We start from the raw sequence: 18,226 nt of genomic DNA, 5'->3' as shown, positions 1-18,226 counted from the left end.
AGCGCCGGCATCGATGGAAACGGAAACTGATGGTTCGAGCGCGTTGCCGAACCACCGCGAAATCACCAGCAAAGCACTGGGTAAAACGAAGCGGCGCGCTTAAAGCGCGCCGCTTCCGCCATTATGCGATCCGACCGTGACACTGCTTGTACTTCTTGCCGCTGCCGCACGGGCACGGGTCGTTGCGGCCCACCTTCGGCACGCTATCCGCGCTCACGTCCGACGCGACGGCGTGAGACGAGCCGTGGCTCATCGCGTCGCCGATCATCGCGGCGGTAGCCGCCTCCGCTGCGGCAGGCGCTGCCGCTGCTGCCTCGGCAAATTCGGCGTGGCGGAATTCGACGTTTTCGAGGTGGCTACCCTGCTCTTCGTACTGCTCGGCGGCCTGCTCCAGCTGTTCCGGCGACTGGATCTGCACGTTCATCACCACCCGGGTGACTTCGAGCTTCACGGCGTCGAGCATCGCGGCGAACAGTTCGAACGCCTCGCGCTTGTATTCCTGCTTCGGATTCTTCTGCGCATAACCGCGCAGATGGATGCCCTGGCGCAGGTGATCGAGCGCAGCCAGATGCTCGCGCCAGCTACGGTCCAGCGTTTGCAGCATGATCGAACGTTCGAACGCGCTGAACGATTCGCGGCCGACCTGTTCGACCTTCGATTCATACGCTTCGTCCGCAGCGGCTTCGACGGCTTCGAGAATCTCGTCCGCGCTGATCGAGTTCGACTCGTTGATCATTTCCTGGATCGCGAGGTCGAGCTGCCATTCGTTGCGCAGCACTTCTTCCAGCTCGGGCACTTCCCACTGCTCTTCGATGCTGCCGGCCGGCACGAACTGGTGAACGATATCGGCGATCACGCCATGACGCATGGCGCCAATGGTCTCGGTGATGTCGTTCGCCTCGAGCAATTCATTGCGCTGCTGATAGATCACCTTGCGCTGATCGTTCGACACATCGTCGTATTCAAGCAATTGCTTGCGAACGTCGAAGTTGCGCGCTTCAACTTTGCGCTGCGCCGATTCGATCGAACGCGACACGATGCCCGCCTCGATCGCCTCGCCTTCCGGCATCTTCAGGCGATCCATGATCGCGCGCACGCGATCGCCCGCGAAAATACGCAGCAGCGGATCTTCCAGCGACAGATAGAAGCGCGACGAACCCGGGTCGCCCTGACGGCCGGCACGGCCGCGCAACTGATTGTCGATCCGGCGTGATTCGTGACGCTCGGTGCCGATGATGTGCAGACCGCCCGCGGCCTTCACCTGATCGTGCAGCGCCTGCCATTCGTCGTGCAGCTTCTGGATGCGCGTCTGCTTCTCTACATCAGAAAGCGTTTCATCCTGTTCGATGAACGACGCCTGCTTTTCGGCGTTGCCGCCGAGCACGATGTCGGTACCACGACCGGCCATGTTGGTGGCGATCGTGACACGCTTCGGACGGCCCGCTTCGGCGACGATCTCCGCTTCGCGCGCGTGCTGCTTGGCGTTCAGCACTTCGTGCGGCAAACCGGCCTGCTTCAGCAGATGCGAAAGCAGTTCCGAGTTTTCAATCGACGTCGTACCGACCAGCACCGGTTGACCGCGTTCGTAGCAATCGCGGATGTCGCGGATCACCGCGTCATAGCGCTCCTTGGCGGTCTTGTAGATCTGATCCTGCTTGTCGATCCGCTTCGGCGGACGGTTGGTCGGGATCACGACCGTTTCGAGACCGTAAATCTCGTTGAATTCGTATGCTTCGGTGTCCGCGGTACCGGTCATGCCGGACAGCTTCGCGTACATACGGAAATAGTTCTGGAACGTGATCGACGCGAGCGTCTGGTTCTCGCTCTGGATCTTGACGTGTTCCTTCGCCTCAACCGCCTGGTGCAAGCCATCCGACCAGCGGCGGCCCGACATCAAGCGGCCGGTGAATTCATCGACGATCACGACTTCGCCGTTCTGCACGACGTAGTGCTGGTCCTTGAAGAACAGCGTGTGCGCGCGCAGTGCGGCATACACGTGGTGCATCAGCGTAATGTTCTGCGGCGCGTACAGGCTTTCGCCCTCGCCGATCAGGCCCCATTCGGCGAGCAGGCGCTCGGCCTTTTCGTGGCCCGATTCCGTCAGGAACACCTGGCGGCCTTTCTCGTCCAGCGTGTAGTCGCCCGGCTTTTCGACGCCGGTGCCGTCCGCCTTCTCTTCGCCGATCTGGCGTTCGAGCAGCGGCGGCAGCGCATTCATGCGCACATAGAGTTCAGTGTGATCTTCGGCCTGGCCGGAGATGATCAGCGGCGTACGGGCTTCGTCGATCAGGATCGAGTCGACCTCGTCGACCACTGCGAAATTCAGCGCTCGTTGCACGCGCGCTTCGGTCTCGTAGACCATGTTGTCGCGCAGGTAGTCGAAGCCGAATTCGTTGTTGGTACCGTACGTGATGTCGGCGGCGTACGCTTCCTGCTTGGCGGCGTGGTCCATCTGCGACAAATTGATGCCGACCGACAGACCGAGGAAGTTGTACAGACGCGCCATCCATTCGGCGTCGCGCTGGGCCAGGTAGTCGTTCACCGTGACGACGTGCACGCCGCGGCCGGACAGTGCATTCAGGTAGACCGGCAGCGTGGCGACGAGCGTCTTGCCTTCGCCGGTGCGCATTTCGCCGATCTTGCCGTAGTGCAGGACCATGCCGCCGATCAGCTGCACGTCGAAGTGGCGCATCTTGAGCACCCGCTTGCTCGCCTCGCGACACACTGCGAAGGCTTCCGGCAGGAGCTTGTCGAGCGACTCGCCACTCGCGACACGCTGGCGGAATTCACCCGTTTTGGCGCGCAGTTGGTCGTCCGTCAATTGCTCGATCTGCGGCTCGAGCGCATTGATCGCCGCGACGGTCTTTTGATATTGCTTGACTAGCCGCTGGTTGCGGCTGCCAAAAATCTTCTGTAGAAAACCGGTGGTCATCGGATCGGTGTCTGCGTCGCGGCTTCGGCTGGTTCGCGCGTGCGGTGAGGCACGTGCGCTCCGGGGTCGGAAGGGCCTCGGCGGCTTAGTCCAAGAGTGAATTGTCGGGTAGCCCGACCTTCTTACGAAGATCGGGCCCCCCGAGAACCGTACGTGCGAGTTTCCCCGCATACGGCTCAAATCTACAAACAAAGTTCTGTCTACGACAGAACCGGCTTAGTTACTACAAGTTTACCAACGTGTACCTGCTGGTGACAGTGCGGGTGAAGCAAGACCCGGTTGGACAACTTGTCTGACCCGCCATGCATCCGATATTCCAGATGATGGTCGTGCCAGCCTGTTTCGTCCGTCAAGGCACAGCCGCAGTGCGCACACAGCCCGCTCTGCGACATGTACAGCTTTGCCCACTGTTTCCGGTAGCGCATCGAATCCCACAGACGCGTCTGCCGCAGTTGCTCGCCATATTGCTCCCACTTCGGATCAAAGGGATTGAATTCTCCTTGGATCTTCTTGTGTCTCCTGATCGCCGTACCGCTGAGTTGGTACAACTCCATCAGGCCCCAACTGCCATCATCTCGAACCGTCCGGACCGCAAACACCCACTGTCGAGCGTCGATTGAGTGGAAGTACTTCTGTCGCACCCAACTGCTGCTCTTTCGCGGATGTCGCCGCTTGGACCACCACCAGAGCCTCCGGAACACCAGATGCTCCATGTGGGTGTACGCCTTTTTGGCCGTAACCGGATGGTGATACTGCGCCCATCCGCGCAACATTGGATTTAGCAGTCGGATCATCTCCTCCTGCTTCACCGTCTTGTTGCTGCGAATCGTTTCCGCCACCTTGCTGTAGAACGCTTTCGCGTTCTTCTTGCTCGGTTTGATGAGCATCTTTCCCGAGTATTTTCGGAAATTCCACCCAAGGAAATCGAAGCCGTCGTCAATGTGAGTGATCCGCGTCTTCTCCTCCGATAACTGCAGCCCCCGAACCGCAAGGAATGCCTCTACCCAAGGTCGGACCTCGCACTCCAGCAACTCACGCGAGTCGCCGGTGATTACAAAGTCGTCCGCGTACCGCACCACATTCACTTTGAGCCTTCGAGCTTTCATGATCCCTAGTTTTGCACCGAGGTGCACTTCCAGTTCTCGCTCCAGCCCATTTAGCGTTACGTTTGCCAACGTTGGGGAGATGATGCCTCCCTGCGGCGTACCGGCCTCAGTCGCCTGTAGCTGCCCCTTATAAATCAGGCCAGCCTTCAACCATTTCCGGAGGATTACTCTGTCCATCAGGACATTGTTTTCCAACCAGTCATGACTGATGTGGTCAAAGCATCCCTTGATATCCGCTTCGAGGACCCATTTGGCAGAAGCCTCTTGGGACATACAAACGCGGATTTGGGCCATCGCATCAGCTGTCGAACGATTTAGCCTGAACCCGTAGGAATTCAGGTCACTCGTCGATTCCGATACTGGCTCCAAAGCCAGCAGATGCAGAGCTTGCATCGCCCTGTCCCGCATGGTCGGAATGCCCAGAGGGCGCTCCTTCCCATTGGCCTTGGGGATAAAGACTCTCCGTAATGGCAGAGGCTTGTATCCGCGCCGCTTCAACCCGCCGATGGCTTCCCACCGGCTGTCAGGCGAATCCCATAGCTCGCGATCGACTCCAGCCGTTCGCGCACCCTGGTTTTGCGTAACACGTCGTACCGCATACAGCTTCGCAGACAACGTGCGAGTTAGCATCCGTTGCAGGGCTTTCACCCTACGCCAGTCACCTTCCCGCGTCGCCTTCGCAATTCGAATCTGCATCCCTCTCACGTTCCGCTCAACCCGTCGCCAATCTACGGCGTACCAGTTGTCCGGCGCGCGGGAAAGCGCAGATCCGGTCTTTCGACCAGATACTTTCATGCTGCTCTCCTACCTGGAAAAGTCCCCAGACAGAAGGCGCATCTCCCCCAGCGGGGTAGATACACCCCGCTGGGGAACAACAAAACTCAATGCAGGCGCATGCACCTGCATCTGACCAAGTTACAGAGGGTAGTCAGCCGTCTTGCGACGGTAGACCAGACGGAAGTCTGCCCGCTTTCGCGTGGGGTGATGTTCCAACCCCTATCCGAACCATTACAGCCCGGCTTTCGCTTTTTCCGTCCTCCCATACCTGCACAATCAACAGCGTCCCTTGCGGTTCGCCTGCCAGCCTTACTGCGCTGGCAACCATACAGGCTTACCACGTTCCCGGCATGTCACACGACTGACTTAGGTTCTGCCTATTCCCCGGCGGTATCACGAACGACGTAACCCGAGATTCGAGCGGGCTATCCAACCGCATACCTTTTGGTTAGTGCCTATCAGCAGCTTTGGCACACAATGCTAACGAGGTTTATCAGCAGTTCACTTCCGTTAACCCTATCAGCCAGCCTAGCGCCTTACCCCCTCGCTGCTAGGAGTATCCAGACCGCTCCTCGCGGAACCAATCTGCCCGAAACCTCCGGGGGCTACATTGTCAGAAGAGCTTCATACGCCGCCGTTGCCAGTGACGCATGTCTTCCTAGGCTACTGCTGGTCGTACAGCAGGTTCACTACCCTCGCCGTCCAGCAAACGAGGTCGAACAATGACACACCGAGCTTTTCGCTCGTATCGTTTAGCGAAACCCTTGCCTGAAGGCGAGGGAATTGCAAACATCACCCCGCCCTGTCGGCGGAGGTGAAGCCGCTGACTGGGCGGGACCTGACGGTAATCAGGCCCATGCAACAAGGTTCCCGGCTGATTGCTCCGGTTTCCAATTTCACTACAAGGATGCTTCCCAGAGGTTGCATCTGCTTCTTAAAGTGCGGCCCACAAGGGGGCCGCCTACGGAGGGCATGGTGAGTTGCCTCAATAACCCTCTAGTCGATGCTCCGTAACGTGGAGCAGTCGGACACGAGCGTGCGTGTCGCACCGAATCGGGCATTTTAGCACGCGCCCCCGCCCGCGCCTGTGTCAGCGGCGCGACGACGGCGAGCCGCAAAAACCCGCCGCAGCGACCTCCGACAGGCCGCATTGAGGCAGATCCGCGTGCATCCCGCACGGTACAATCGCGGCGTAAGTGCACATCGGGTGCAAACACGCCGTCACTGTCAAACATGAGCCGTTTTCCGTCCTTTTCAAGGCCGCCGCCCCAGCAGTTCAAGGCGCGCCGCCCGCAGCCCGTCGCCGAAGTGCTGAAACGCACTGACGCGTTTGCGGCCCTGCGCGCGGGCGTCGAGCAGATTGCGGCGCTGGAAAAGGATTTGCGCGAGTTGCTGCCGGATTATCTGGCAACCAGCGTGGAACCAAGCTTCATCAAGGAAGGCGTACTGGCCCTGTTTGCCGGGCACAACGCGTTGGCCGCCCGCCTGCGCCAGATCGAGCCGCGCTTGCTGTCGGATCTGCAGCAGCGCGGCTGGCCGGTCAATGCACTGCGGATTCGCGTGCGGCCACAGCCTCTGAAGGAGCCGCCGCCGGTCAAGCAGGCGCGCATGACGCCAGTCGGCGCCGACGCGCTGCACGCGCTTTCCGAATCGCTCGCACCCTCGCCGTTGCAGGAAGCCTTGGCAAAAATGGCAGCGCGGCATCGGCGAAATCGCTGAACAAAAAATAAGCGGCCCACAGGGGCCGCTTATTTTTCATCCATTCGCTTCGGAAATTTCATCCGAAGCGGCTAAGCAAATTACGCGAACGCCGTCTGCGTTTCGTACGCAAAGCCGCGCGGCGCCTTCTGCGTGTCCTCGAACGTGACGATCTCGTACGAATCCTCATGCGCCAACAACTCGCGCAGCAGCGCGTTGTTCAGGCCGTGGCCCGACTTGTACGCGGTGTACGAAGCCAGCAACGGATGGCCGATCACGTACAGATCGCCGATCGCGTCGAGCATCTTGTGCTTCACGAATTCGTCGTCGTAACGCAGCCCGTCGTTATTCAGAATGCGGTATTCGTCCAGCACGATGGCGTTATCCATGCTGCCGCCACGCGCCAAACCGAGTTCGCGCATCATTTCCACTTCATGCGCAAAGCCGAACGTGCGCGCGCGGGCAATTTCCCGCACATACGACGTATTGGCAAAATCCACTTCCAGCGCCTGGCCGGTTTTATCCACAGCCGGGTGACGGAAATCGATGGTGAATTTGAGCTTGAAACCGAAATACGGATCGAGACGCGCGAATTTATCGCCGTCGCGAATTTCGATTGGCTTGGTGACCTTGATGAATTTCTTCGCCGCGTTCTGTTCTTCAATACCCGCCGACTGAATCAGAAACACGAACGAACCCGCACTGCCGTCCATGATCGGAATTTCTTCGGCGGTCACGTCGACATAAAGATTATCGATGCCGAGGCCCGCGCATGCGGACATCAAATGCTCGACGGTCGACACGCGCGCGCCGTCTTTCTGCAACACCGAAGCCAGACGCGTATCGCCAATTGCCATTGCCGACGCAGGGATATCCACCGGCGTGGGCAAATCCACGCGCGAAAACACGATGCCAGTATCCGGCGCCGCCGGGCGGAGCGTCAGGTCGACCTTGCGGCCGGAGTGCAGGCCGATGCCGACTGTCTTGACGATTGATTTGATAGTGCGCTGCTTCAACATGGTGATCTTCTATTCGATTGAAAATCCCAATCGGGACTTTTTATTCCATAGCGCGAAGTATACTCCAATACCCTTAGGGTCGTCGTTTCACGGAACGTATCAATCTGTTTCTCTGCATTACCCCTTGGGCGCCCGTCAGGGAAAGCGTGACGGGCCGATGTCCGGAACGGAGGCGTTTCCGGTCATCGGCCCGCGTAACGGCCTGTCACAAAAGCGTCTTATACGCCGTTGCCCTGATACAACGCAGTAAGCGCGCGGACCCGGGGCAGTGGCTTCGAACGCAATCGCAACTAGCTCAACGTGGCGAGAATACTCTCTGCATCGCTGACTTCGAATTTGCCGGCAGCCTCGACGTTCAACGTCTTGACCACGCCGTCGTCGACAACCATTGCGTAGCGCTGGGAACGAATTCCCATGCCGCGCGCCGACAAATCCTGCTCAAGACCGAGTGCTCGCGTGAAAAGCGCACTGCCATCCGCCATCATGCGCACCTTGCCCGAGGCGTGCTGATCGCGTCCCCACGCGCCCATTACGAACGCGTCGTTGACGGACACGCACCAGATCTCGTCGACGCCAAGAGCGCGCAACTGCTCGGCATGCTCAACGTAACCCGGTACATGTTTGGCCGAACAGGTCGGCGTGAAGGCACCCGGCAACCCGAAGATCACCACGCGCTTACCCGCCGTCTGCTCGCGCACGTCGAAGCTGTTAGGCCCCAGCGTGCAACCCGCGCGCGCATCTTCGACAAACTCGAAGAGCGTCGCGTCGGGCAGCTTTTCACCTATCTGAATCATGCTCAGTCCCTTGCATCGATGCGAAGCAAACTCGCACGTCGTCGTGTCGCAGTGATTTCAGCGTTCGCCCAAAACAGGCTCCGCCGCCCGGCGACAGTTGCCCAATCCGCTTCGCGAATCCGAAGAGGGCACTTGTCCTTGCCGCGAATCAGACGATACGCGGCTTTTTCGCCGTTCACCCGCCACGCTCGTGCATTCGTCCGCCAGCGCTGCACTTCTACAAGCCGCAGCGCGACAACGAAAGCCTGCTCGTGCGCTCAGTCCGCCTGCTTGCGCAGGAATGCCGGAATGTCGTACGTGTCGACGCCCTTTTCCTGCAGCGCCTGCACGTGCGAAGCCGCCGTATCGCGCGAGGTGCGCCATACAGCCGGCGTATCCAGCGCGCCGTAATCGGCCGTGCTTGCGTGCGACGTTTGCGGTGCGTAAGCCGCGTGCGTGCCGATCGGCTGGTTGTCGGTGCCGGTGCGCAGCAGCGTCATCGGTGCCGATTGCTGCTTCTTCGCCGCGCGGCCCAGACCCGTTGCCACGACCGTCACGCGCAGCGCGTCGCCCATTGCATCGTCGTACACCGCACCGAAGATCACGGTTGCGTCTTCTGCAGCATAGCTCTTGATGGTGTTCATCACTTCGCGCGTTTCCGACAGACGCAGCGAACGGCTCGACGTGATGTTGACCAGCACGCCGCGCGCGCCGGACAGATCCACCCCTTCCAGCAGCGGGCTGGCCACAGCCTGCTCGGCAGCCAGACGCGCGCGATCGACGCCGGCAACCGTCGCCGTGCCCATCATCGCCTTGCCCTGCTCGCCCATCACCGTCTTCACGTCTTCGAAGTCGACGTTCACCAGACCGTCGACGTTGATGATTTCCGCGATGCCGGCAACTGCGTTGTTCAGAACGTCGTCTGCGCACTGGAAGCACTTGTCCATCTCGGCGTCATCGCCCATCACCTCGAACAGCTTGTCGTTCAGAACGACGATCAGCGAGTCGACGTGATCCTCCAGTTGCTGCGAACCAGCTTCTGCCACACGCATGCGCTTGCCGCCTTCGAATTCGAACGGCTTGCTGACTACACCAACAGTCAAGATACCCATTTCCTTGGCGATCTGCGCGACCACCGGTGCAGCGCCCGTGCCCGTGCCACCACCCATGCCGGCGGTGATGAACACCATGTGCGCGCCGCGCAGTGCGTCGGCGATGCGCTCACGTGCTTCCTCTGCTGCGGCGCGGCCCATTTCCGGCTTGGCGCCAGCGCCCAGACCCGTGTTGCCGAGCTGGATCACCGCGGAAGCGCGCGAACGCGACAGAGCCTGCGCGTCCGTGTTCATCACGATGAAGTCGACGCCTTGCACGCCTTTGTTGATCATGTGCTGAACGGCATTGCCGCCAGCGCCACCTACTCCGATCACCTTGATGATGGTGCCGTTCGTTTCGGTTTCCAGCATCTGGAATTCCATGTTGCCTCCGTCAAGATAAAAAATTGCAGCCACTTCGGCCGTTATTCGGCAGGAGATCGGGCAACCTCCTGTCGCGCGCCGGCCGCCGGCACCAGCGCGTATTTACGTAAAACCGTTCAAAAACGAATTCTTTTAGAAGTTGCCGAGGAACCAGTCTTTCATTCGCGTGAAGACCTGACCCATCGACCCCGACTGCACCGCGACCTTGCGGCCGCGCATCCGTTGCGAGCGCCCTTCGACGAGCAGCCCCATCGCCGTCGAATAACGCGGGTTACGCACGACATCCGCAAGACCGCCCGCGTACTCCGGCACGCCGATGCGCACCGGCTTCAGGAAAATGTCCTCGCCGAGTTCGACCATGCCGAGCATCATCGACGCGCCGCCGGTCAGCACCACGCCGGAGCTCAGCAGTTCTTCGTAACCGGACTCGCGCACCACCTGCTGCACGAGTGAAAACAGTTCTTCGACCCGCGGCTCGACCACCGCTGCCAGTGCCTGGCGCGACAGCGTGCGCGGACCGCGCTCGCCGAGACCCGGCACTTCGATCATCTCGTCCGGATCGGCCAGAGCCTGCTTCGCAATGCCGTAGTCGACCTTGATGTCTTCCGCGTCCGGCGTCGGCGTACGCAAGGCCATCGCGATGTCGCTCGTGATCTGGTCGCCGGCGATCGGAATCACCGCCGTGTGACGAATCGCGCCTTCGCTGAAAATCGCGATGTCCGTCGTGCCGCCGCCGATATCGACCAGCACCACGCCGAGTTCCTTTTCGTCTTCCGTCAGCACCGCCAGCGAAGAAGCGAGCGGCTGCAGGATCAGATCGTTCACTTCGAGCCCGCAGCGGCGCACACACTTCACAATGTTCTGCGCCGCGCTCACCGCGCCGGTGACGATATGCACCTTCACTTCCAGGCGGATGCCGCTCATGCCGATCGGCTCGCGCACATCTTCCTGACCGTCGATGATGAATTCCTGCGTGAGGATATGCAGCACCTGCTGATCGGTCGGGATGTTGATCGCCTTAGCCGTCTCGATCACGCGCGCGACGTCCGTCTGCGTGACTTCCTTCTCCTTGATCGCCACCATGCCGCTCGAATTGAAGCTGCGGATATGGCTGCCGGCGATCCCGGTAAAGACGTTCGTGATCTTGCAGTCGGCCATCAGCTCGGCTTCCTCGAGCGCGCGCTGGATGGACTGCACGGTGGCTTCGATGTTCACCACCACGCCCTTCTTGAGCCCCTTCGATTCGCTCTGGCCGAGGCCGATCACCTCGTAGTGGCCCTCGCCCTTCAACTCGGCGACGATAGCCACTACCTTCGACGTCCCGATGTCGAGGGCGACCAGCAGATCTTTATAGTCTTTACTCATAGCGTGCTCATTGCGTGTGATGTCCGTTTACTTCTTGCCCTTGTCGGGTTCGCTGATAAAGCGCATGCCAGCGGCACGAATCGCGAAACCGTTCGGATAGCGCAAGTCTGCATACTCGATATCCTTTCCCCAACGTTGCGTCACCGCATTCCACGCCGCGGTCAGGCGGCGGCTCCGATCGAGCAGCGTGTCCTGATTGCGTTCGCGCCCAAGCTCCACCTGCATTCCGTTCGACAGCTTCACCGTCCACGCATAACGCGGCGACAGCGTGACTTCCTCCGGCGTTGCGCCCAACGGCGCAAACCACTTCTTGAAATCGCTATAACGCGCGACGACCTCTTTTGCCGTACCGTCCGGGCCATCGAACGCGGGCAGCTCTTCTTCGAGCTCGCCCTGGTTCGCGGTGAACAGCTCGCCATCCACGCTTACCAACTGATCGCTACCCCACGTACCAAGGGGTTTGTACTCTTCGAGCGTGACAGCCAGCGCGTTGGGCCAGACCCGCCGTACGCTCGCATGACGCACCCAGGGCATCTGCTCGAACGCCTGCCGCGCGACGTCGAGATCCACCGTAAAAAAGTTGCCCTTCAGGCGGCCTACCACTCCGGCGCGCACCGTCGGCGAATTGATATGCTCGGTGTCGCCGTCGATCTGGATTTCGCGCAGCGCGAAATTCGGACGCTGAATCAGCCAGTAACCGCCAGCCGCCAGCAGCACGAGCACCAGCACCGCATGCAATGCGTTGGCGGCGAGATTGAGCTGGCGAACGTTGTTCCACATGGTGTTGCTTTCGGGTCGCCCCGGTCAGTCCTTAGTTAGTCCTTAAGCGTCAGCGCCAACACGCCGACCACCAGGTCCTGATAGCTGATGCCCACCGCGCGCGCCGCTTTCGGCGGCAACGAGTGATCGGTCATGCCAGGCGCCGTGTTCACTTCAAGGAAATACGGGTTGCCGGCGGCGTCGAGCATGAAATCGGCGCGGCCCCAATCGGTACAGCCGAGCACGTCGAACGCGCGGCGCGCCAGCACTTTGAGGCGCGCTTCTTCGTCCGCCGCCAGACCGCAAGGAATCAGATACTGCGTGTCGTTGGCGATGTACTTCGCGTGATAGTCGTAGAACTCGCCGGCCGGCACGATACGGATCACCGGCAGGTCCAGATCTCCCGCGATGCACGCCGTGTATTCGCCGCCGCCTTCGATGCTCTTTTCCACCACGACGATCCTGTCGTACTTGACCGCTTCGAGCAGCGCCGCCGGCAATGCGTCGGCGCTTTTCACCTTGATCACCGCGACGCTCGAGCCTTCGCTAGCCGGCTTCACGAACAGCGGCAAGCCGAGCTTAGCGACGATATCTTTCGCGCGTGCTTCGTAGTCGTCGCCGCGCAGCACAGCCTCGAAGGGCGGCGTCGGAATGCCGAGTTGCTGCCACACGAGCTTGGTGCGGAACTTGTCCAGACCGAGCGCCGACCCAAGCACACCGCTACCGGTATAACGAATGCCGTAAAAATCCAGTGCGCCCTGAATCTGGCCGTTCTCGCCGTAACCGCCATGCAGCGCGTTGAACGCACGCACGAAGCCTTCTTCCTTCAACGCGGCGAGCGGACGCTCGGCCGGGTCGAACGGATGCGCGTCGATGCCGGCGTCGCGCAGACCTTGCAGCACGAGGCGGCCCGAATTGAGCGACACCTCGCGCTCGGCGGAATCCCCGCCAAGCAGGACTGCCACTTTGCCGAATTGTTTAGGGTCGATGCTGCTCATTTCACTCATACCTTCGTTTCTTGCGCGAGGCGACCCGGCACACCGCCGATCGAACCCGCACCCATCGTGATCACCACATCGCCGTCGCGCACCACTGCTGAGAGCGCGTCCGGCACTTCATCCACCGTATCGACAAACACCGGCTCGACCTTGCCCGTCACGCGCAATGCGCGCGCCAGCGCGCGGCCATCCGCGGCGACGATCGGCGCTTCACCGGCCGAATAGACTTCGGTCAGCACCAGCGCGTCGACGGTCGACAGCACCTTCACAAAATCTTCGAAGCAATCGCGCGTGCGCGTGAAGCGGTGCGGCTGGAACGCCAGCACCAGACGCCGCCCCGGAAACGCGCCACGCGCCGCCGCGACCGTCGCCGCCATTTCCACCGGGTGATGACCGTAATCGTCAACCAGCGTGTACGTGCCGGCTGCTTTGCCTTCCGACACGACCGGCACTTCGCCGTAACGCTGGAAGCGGCGGCCCACGCCGTTGAAATCCGCGAGTGCTCGCTGGATATCGGCATCTTTCACTTCAAGTTCAGTCGCAATCGCGATCGCGGCCAACGCGTTCTGCACGTTGTGCTCGCCCGGCAGATTCAGCACGATGTCGAGCGGCGCCGCGTCCTCACGCATTGCGGTGAAGTGCATCTTGCCGCCACGCGCTTCGACGTTGACCGCGCGCACCTGTGCGTCCGGCGCGAAGCCATAGCGGATGATCGGCTTCGACACGAACGGCAGAATTTCCTTCACATTCGGATCGTCGACGCACAGCACCGCGATCCCATAGAACGGCAAACGGTGCGTGAACTCGATGAACGCCTGCTTCAGGCGCGCGAAGTCGTGCCCGTAGGTGTCCATGTGATCGGCGTCGATATTCGTGATGACTTCGATCACCGGGAACAGATTCAGGAACGACGCGTCCGACTCGTCCGCTTCGGCGACGATGAAGTCGCCCGTTCCCAGACGCGCATTCGCGCCCGCGCTGATCAGGCGTCCGCCGATCACGAACGTCGGATCGAGACCGCCCGCCGCCAGCACGCTCGCCACCAGCGAAGTGGTCGTGGTCTTGCCGTGCGTGCCGGCAATCGCGATGCCCTGCTTCAGACGCATCAGTTCCGCGAGCATCACGGCGCGCGGCACGATCGGAATGCGGCGATGACGCGCGGCCAGCACTTCCGGGTTGTCGCTGCGCACCGCGGTGGAAACGACCACGGCGTTCGCGCCTTCAATGTTCTCGGCCGCGTGACCAATCGCAATACGCGCGCCGAGCGCGGCGAGTCGATCGGTGATCGCGTTACTCGACAGGTCCGAGCCGCTCACCTGATAGCCGAGGTTGACCAGCACCTCCGCGATGCCGCTCATGCCGACACCGCCGATGCCGACAAAGTGAATATGTTTGACGATGTGTTTCATTGCTTTCCTTCTGGGCTCGCGCCCGAAATCGAACCCGCCACAGTCGCGCAAATCTTCGCGACCTGTTCCGTGGCGTCGGGTTTCGCGAGCGAGCGCGAACGCTCCGCCATTTCCGCGAGCGTCTCTCGCGTCTGGCTGCGCAACCAGTCGGCGAGTTTCTGCGCCGACAGATCGCGTTGCTGCACGACCAGCGCCGCGCCGTTGTCGGCGAGGAACGCTGCATTAGTGGTTTGGTGATCGTCTACTGCAAACGGGAACGGCACGAAAAACGCCGCCACCCCGACCGCCGCAATCTCCGACACCGTCATCGCGCCCGACCGGCAGATCACCAGATCCGCGTTTGCGTACGCGCTCGTCATGTCGTCGATGAAAGGCACGAGTTCTACATCCGCGCCCGCTTGCAGACCCGCCGCCGCGTAGTGCTCACGCAGCGCTTCAATGTGCTTCGCGCCCGCCTGATGCACGATGCGCGGGCGTTCATTCGGCGCCAGCAGCGCAACCGCGCGCGGCACCACTTCGTTCAACGCCGCCGCGCCCAGGCTGCCACCCACCACCAGCACATTCAGCGGACCGCTGCGTGCTGCGTAGCGTGCTTTGGGTGCAATCGCGCGCGCAAGTTCCGCACGAATCGGGTTTCCGGTCCATTCGCCATGCGGCAGTGCATTCGGGAATGCAACCAGTACCCGTTTGGCGACTTTCGCGAGCACCTTGTTAGCGAGGCCCGCAATCGAATTCTGTTCATGCAGTACCAGCGGACGGCCGCTCAACGCGGTCATCAAACCCGCCGGGAACGTAATGTAACCACCCATGCCGAGCACCACGTCGGGCTTCACGCGACGCAACACACTCAGGCTTTGCGAGCAGGCGCGCAGCAGATTCAGCGGCAGCATCAGCTTGGTCTTCAGCCCCTTGCCGCGCAATCCGCCGAAGCGCACGTATTCCATCGGAATGCCGTGTTTCGGCACGAGCGTGGCTTCCATGCCCGCGGGATTGCCGAGCCATACGACCTTCCAGCCCCACGCCTGCATCAGGTGCGCGACCGCGAGCCCCGGGAACACGTGTCCCCCGGTGCCACCGGCCATCACCATCAACGTGCGTTGCTGCATGGGGGTCATACTTTCCCTCCACGCATGAGCACCCGGTTCTCGTAGTCCACGCGCATCAGCACCGCGACCGCCACGCAATTCAGCAAGATGCCCGAACCGCCGTAACTGACGAGCGGCAACGTCAAACCTTTCGTCGGCAGCAGGCCGAGGTTCACGCCCATGTTGATGAAAGTCTGCGCGCCGAACCAGATGCCGATGCCCTTCGCGACCAGCCCGGCAAAGGTGCGGTCGAGTGCGAGTGCCTGACGGCCGATCTCGAACGAGCGGCGCACGATCCAGTAAAACATCAGGATCACGACCAGCACGCCGACAAAACCGAGTTCCTCGCCGATCACCGCGAGAATGAAGTCGGTATGCGCTTCCGGCAGATAGTTGAGTTTCTCGACGCTGCCGCCCAGGCCCACGCCAAACCATTCGCCGCGCCCAAACGCGATCAGCGAGTGCGTCAATTGATAAGCCTTGCCCTGCGCGTAACGGTCGTCCCACGGATCGAGGTAGGCGAAGATCCGCTCACGCCGCCATGGCGAGGCCCACACCAGCAACGTGAACGTACCGACCGCGGTGGCCACCAGGCCGCCGAACAGCTTGCCGTTCACGCCGCCGAGGAACAGCACGCCCATCGCGATCGCGGCGATCACCATGAATGCGCCCATGTCCGGCTCGAGCAGCAGCAACGCGCCGACCAGACCCACTGCCACCGCCATCGGCAGAAAGCCCTTGGCGAAGCTGTGCATATATTCCTGCTTGCGCACCGTGTAGTTCGCCGCGTAAATCGTTACGGCCAGCTTCATGATTTCCGACGGCTGCATATTCGTGATGCCGAGCGGAATCCATCGGCGCGCACCGTTCACGCCCTTGCCGACGTGCGGGATCAGCACGATCACCAGCGCCGCCAGCGAAATCAGGAAGAGCTTCGGTGCGTACTTGTCCCACGTCGAGATCGGAACGCGGAACGCCACGACGCCGATCACCGAACCCATCACCACGAAAATGATCTGGCGCACGAGAAATGCGTAGTCGCGGTACGACGCGTACTTCGGCGAGTCAGGCATGGCGATCGACGCCGAGTACACCATGACGACACCCAGCCCGAGCAACGCGACCACCACCCACAGCAACGAATGATCGTAGTCGAGCATCCGCGAGCGCAGCGGACGCACGCCGTTCACCGCGCTCGAAAGACCGCTGCCACTAGCACGACCCGCGCTGCGGCCCGTGGTCGCGGCATCGCCACTGCCATTGCCGGCACGGGAGCCGGCGAGGCGCGAACCGAATCGTTCCGACCAGCTCATATCATCGTCCCCCGTTCAGCCGCGATGTCTTCCACCGTGCTGCGGAACACCGCCGCGCGATGTGCGTAACCCTTGAACATGTCGAAGCTCGCGCAAGCCGGCGACAGCAGCACGGCGTCGCCGGGCTGCGCCAATGCGGTGGCGGCCCGCGTCGCTTCTTCGAGCGTCGCGTGGTCGGTCATTGCAATGCCGGTGTCTTCCAGCGCGGCGCGAATCTGCGGTGCGTCTCGGCCGATCAGCATCACGGCGCGGCACCAACGCATTACCGGTGCTGCCAGCGGTTCAAAATCCTGACCCTTGCCGTCGCCGCCGGCGATCAGCACAGCGCGTTGCGCGAGACCATCGAGCGCGGCAACTGTCGCGCCAACGTTGGTGCCTTTGCTGTCGTCGACATAATCGATACCTTCGATCGACGCGATCAATTCCACGCGATGCGGCTCGCCGCGGTATTCGCGCAGGCCGTGCAGGAGCGGCGCGCCGGGCAGACCGATCGCGCGCGCGAGGCCATACGCGGCCAACGCGTTGGCCGCGTTGTGCAAGCCGCGGATGCGCAGCGCGTCGGCCGGCATCAGGCGTTTGAGCGCGATATTCTTGGGTGCCGCCACTTCGTTCTTGCGACGGCGCGTCGGCGCGGGTTCGTCGCTGGCGTCGAGATCGTGCGCTTCGACCAGCCAGATCATGCCGTTCTCGCGCAACAGACCGTAGTCACCGTCGTTTTTCGGTTCGGTGACGCCGAAAGTGATCATCGCTGCGTCGGAGTCGGCCGCAGGCGCCTGCGCCATCACGCGCGAGTCGTCGCGGTTCAGCACACGCACGGTTTGCGGTCCGAAAATGCGCCCCTTCGCGGCGGCGTACGCGTCGAGGCCGCCGTGCCAATCCAGGTGATCCTGCGTGATGTTCAGCACGACGGCTGCGTCCGGAGAAAAGGTGTGCGCGGTTTCCAGCTGGAAGCTCGACAGTTCCAGCACCCATACGTCGGGCAGCGCCGTGTTGTCGATTGCTTCGCTGAGTTTGTCCAGTGCAGCCGGGCTGATGTTGCCCGCCACCGCCACCTTCTTGCCGGCGCGCTCGCACAGCAGGCCGGTGAGGCTCGTCGTCGTGGTCTTGCCGTTCGTACCGGTGATCGCAATCACCTTCGGCGCGTAACCGCTTTCGCCGAGCGTCTTCAGCGCTTGCGCGAAGAATTCGAGTTCGCCCCACACGGGGATGTCCTGCTCGCGCGCGGCCGAGATCAGCGGCAGCAAATCGGCGGCGAGCGGCGACAAACCCGGGCTGATCGCCACAAGTTCGACGCCTTCGAGCAATGACAGCGAGAACGGGCCGCCGACGAATTCGGCGTCGACGCTGTGCGCTTCCAGCGCGGACAGGTTCGGCGGTACCTCACGCGTATCGGCCACACGCAGCCGACAGCCGTGCCGCGCGCACCAGCGCGCCATCGCGAGACCGGATTCACCGAGTCCCAGCACGAGCACCATCGGCTTTTGCCGATCCCGAAACTTCTCGCCAAACATCGCCTG

At 61.7% G+C, this 18,226-nt stretch carries 13 protein-coding genes; 1 reads left to right on the top strand and 12 read right to left on the bottom strand.

The features are described 5' to 3' along the window. Positions 1-121: 121 nt before the first annotated feature. Together secA and ltrA are read right to left on the bottom strand one after the other, a co-directional pair. Entirely contained in the window at positions 122-2,932 is a 2,811-nt protein-coding gene (secA, locus tag HWX91_RS14625) for a preprotein translocase subunit SecA (RefSeq protein ID WP_025496625.1), read from the bottom strand. 200 nt (positions 2,933-3,132) lie between these two features. Then, a complete protein-coding gene (gene ltrA, locus HWX91_RS14620) occupies positions 3,133-4,833 on the bottom strand; it encodes a group II intron reverse transcriptase/maturase (RefSeq protein ID WP_028196484.1) in 1,701 nt (566 codons plus the stop codon). A 1,215-nt stretch (positions 4,834-6,048) separates the two neighbouring features. Here ltrA and HWX91_RS14615 point away from each other — a divergent pair. Continuing rightward, positions 6,049-6,534: a DciA family protein gene (locus tag HWX91_RS14615; RefSeq protein WP_028196485.1), complete on the top strand. Its 486-nt coding sequence runs from the start codon at positions 6,049-6,051 to the stop codon at positions 6,532-6,534. An 80-nt stretch (positions 6,535-6,614) separates the two neighbouring features. On the opposite strand, the gene lpxC is transcribed toward HWX91_RS14615, so the two are convergent. The 10 genes from lpxC to murD all read right to left on the bottom strand — a co-directional run bounded on the left by lpxC (position 6,615) and on the right by murD (position 18,220). Beyond that, positions 6,615-7,532, bottom strand: a complete 918-nt coding sequence (gene lpxC, locus HWX91_RS14610; RefSeq protein WP_028196486.1) for a UDP-3-O-acyl-N-acetylglucosamine deacetylase — start codon at positions 7,530-7,532, stop codon at positions 6,615-6,617. 290 nt (positions 7,533-7,822) lie between these two features. Next, the gene (locus tag HWX91_RS14605; protein ID WP_028196487.1) at positions 7,823-8,326 is read right to left on the bottom strand and encodes a peroxiredoxin; all 504 of its coding nucleotides are present in this window, start codon (positions 8,324-8,326) and stop codon (positions 7,823-7,825) included. A gap of 257 nt (positions 8,327-8,583) precedes the next feature. Then, entirely contained in the window at positions 8,584-9,780 is a 1,197-nt protein-coding gene (gene ftsZ, locus HWX91_RS14600) for a cell division protein FtsZ (protein ID WP_028196488.1), read from the bottom strand. Positions 9,781-9,912: 132 nt separating this feature from the next. Next, positions 9,913-11,145, bottom strand: coding sequence for a cell division protein FtsA (ftsA, locus tag HWX91_RS14595; RefSeq protein WP_007180311.1), 1,233 nt, complete (start codon positions 11,143-11,145; stop codon positions 9,913-9,915). Positions 11,146-11,172: 27 nt separating this feature from the next. Then, the gene (locus tag HWX91_RS14590) at positions 11,173-11,925 is read right to left on the bottom strand and encodes a cell division protein FtsQ/DivIB (RefSeq protein ID WP_028196489.1); all 753 of its coding nucleotides are present in this window, start codon (positions 11,923-11,925) and stop codon (positions 11,173-11,175) included. 35 nt (positions 11,926-11,960) lie between these two features. After that, positions 11,961-12,902, bottom strand: a complete 942-nt coding sequence (locus HWX91_RS14585) for a D-alanine--D-alanine ligase (protein ID WP_028196490.1) — start codon at positions 12,900-12,902, stop codon at positions 11,961-11,963. Positions 12,903-12,907: 5 nt separating this feature from the next. Next, on the bottom strand, positions 12,908-14,311 hold the full coding sequence (murC, locus tag HWX91_RS14580; RefSeq protein ID WP_028196491.1) for a UDP-N-acetylmuramate--L-alanine ligase: 1,404 nt from the start codon (positions 14,309-14,311) through the stop codon (positions 12,908-12,910). Next, positions 14,308-15,426 carry an undecaprenyldiphospho-muramoylpentapeptide beta-N-acetylglucosaminyltransferase gene (gene murG / locus HWX91_RS14575; protein WP_028196492.1) on the bottom strand — a complete coding sequence of 373 codons (1,119 nt, stop codon included), beginning with the start codon at positions 15,424-15,426 and terminating at the stop codon, positions 14,308-14,310. Before murG ends, murC begins: the two co-directional genes overlap by 4 nt. Further along, positions 15,423-16,709 (bottom strand): putative lipid II flippase FtsW, encoded by a 1,287-nt coding sequence (ftsW, locus tag HWX91_RS14570; RefSeq protein WP_028196493.1) that lies wholly within the window; start codon positions 16,707-16,709, stop codon positions 15,423-15,425. Before ftsW ends, murG begins: the two co-directional genes overlap by 4 nt. Next, entirely contained in the window at positions 16,706-18,220 is a 1,515-nt protein-coding gene (murD, locus tag HWX91_RS14565; protein WP_028196494.1) for a UDP-N-acetylmuramoyl-L-alanine--D-glutamate ligase, read from the bottom strand. The genes ftsW and murD overlap by 4 nt, the downstream gene beginning before the upstream one ends. Positions 18,221-18,226 lie beyond the last annotated feature (6 nt).

The organism is Paraburkholderia fungorum, assembly GCF_902833645.1.
Lineage (GTDB): Bacteria > Pseudomonadota > Gammaproteobacteria > Burkholderiales > Burkholderiaceae > Paraburkholderia > Paraburkholderia fungorum.
This window is presented reverse-complemented; position numbering and strand designations above follow the sequence as displayed.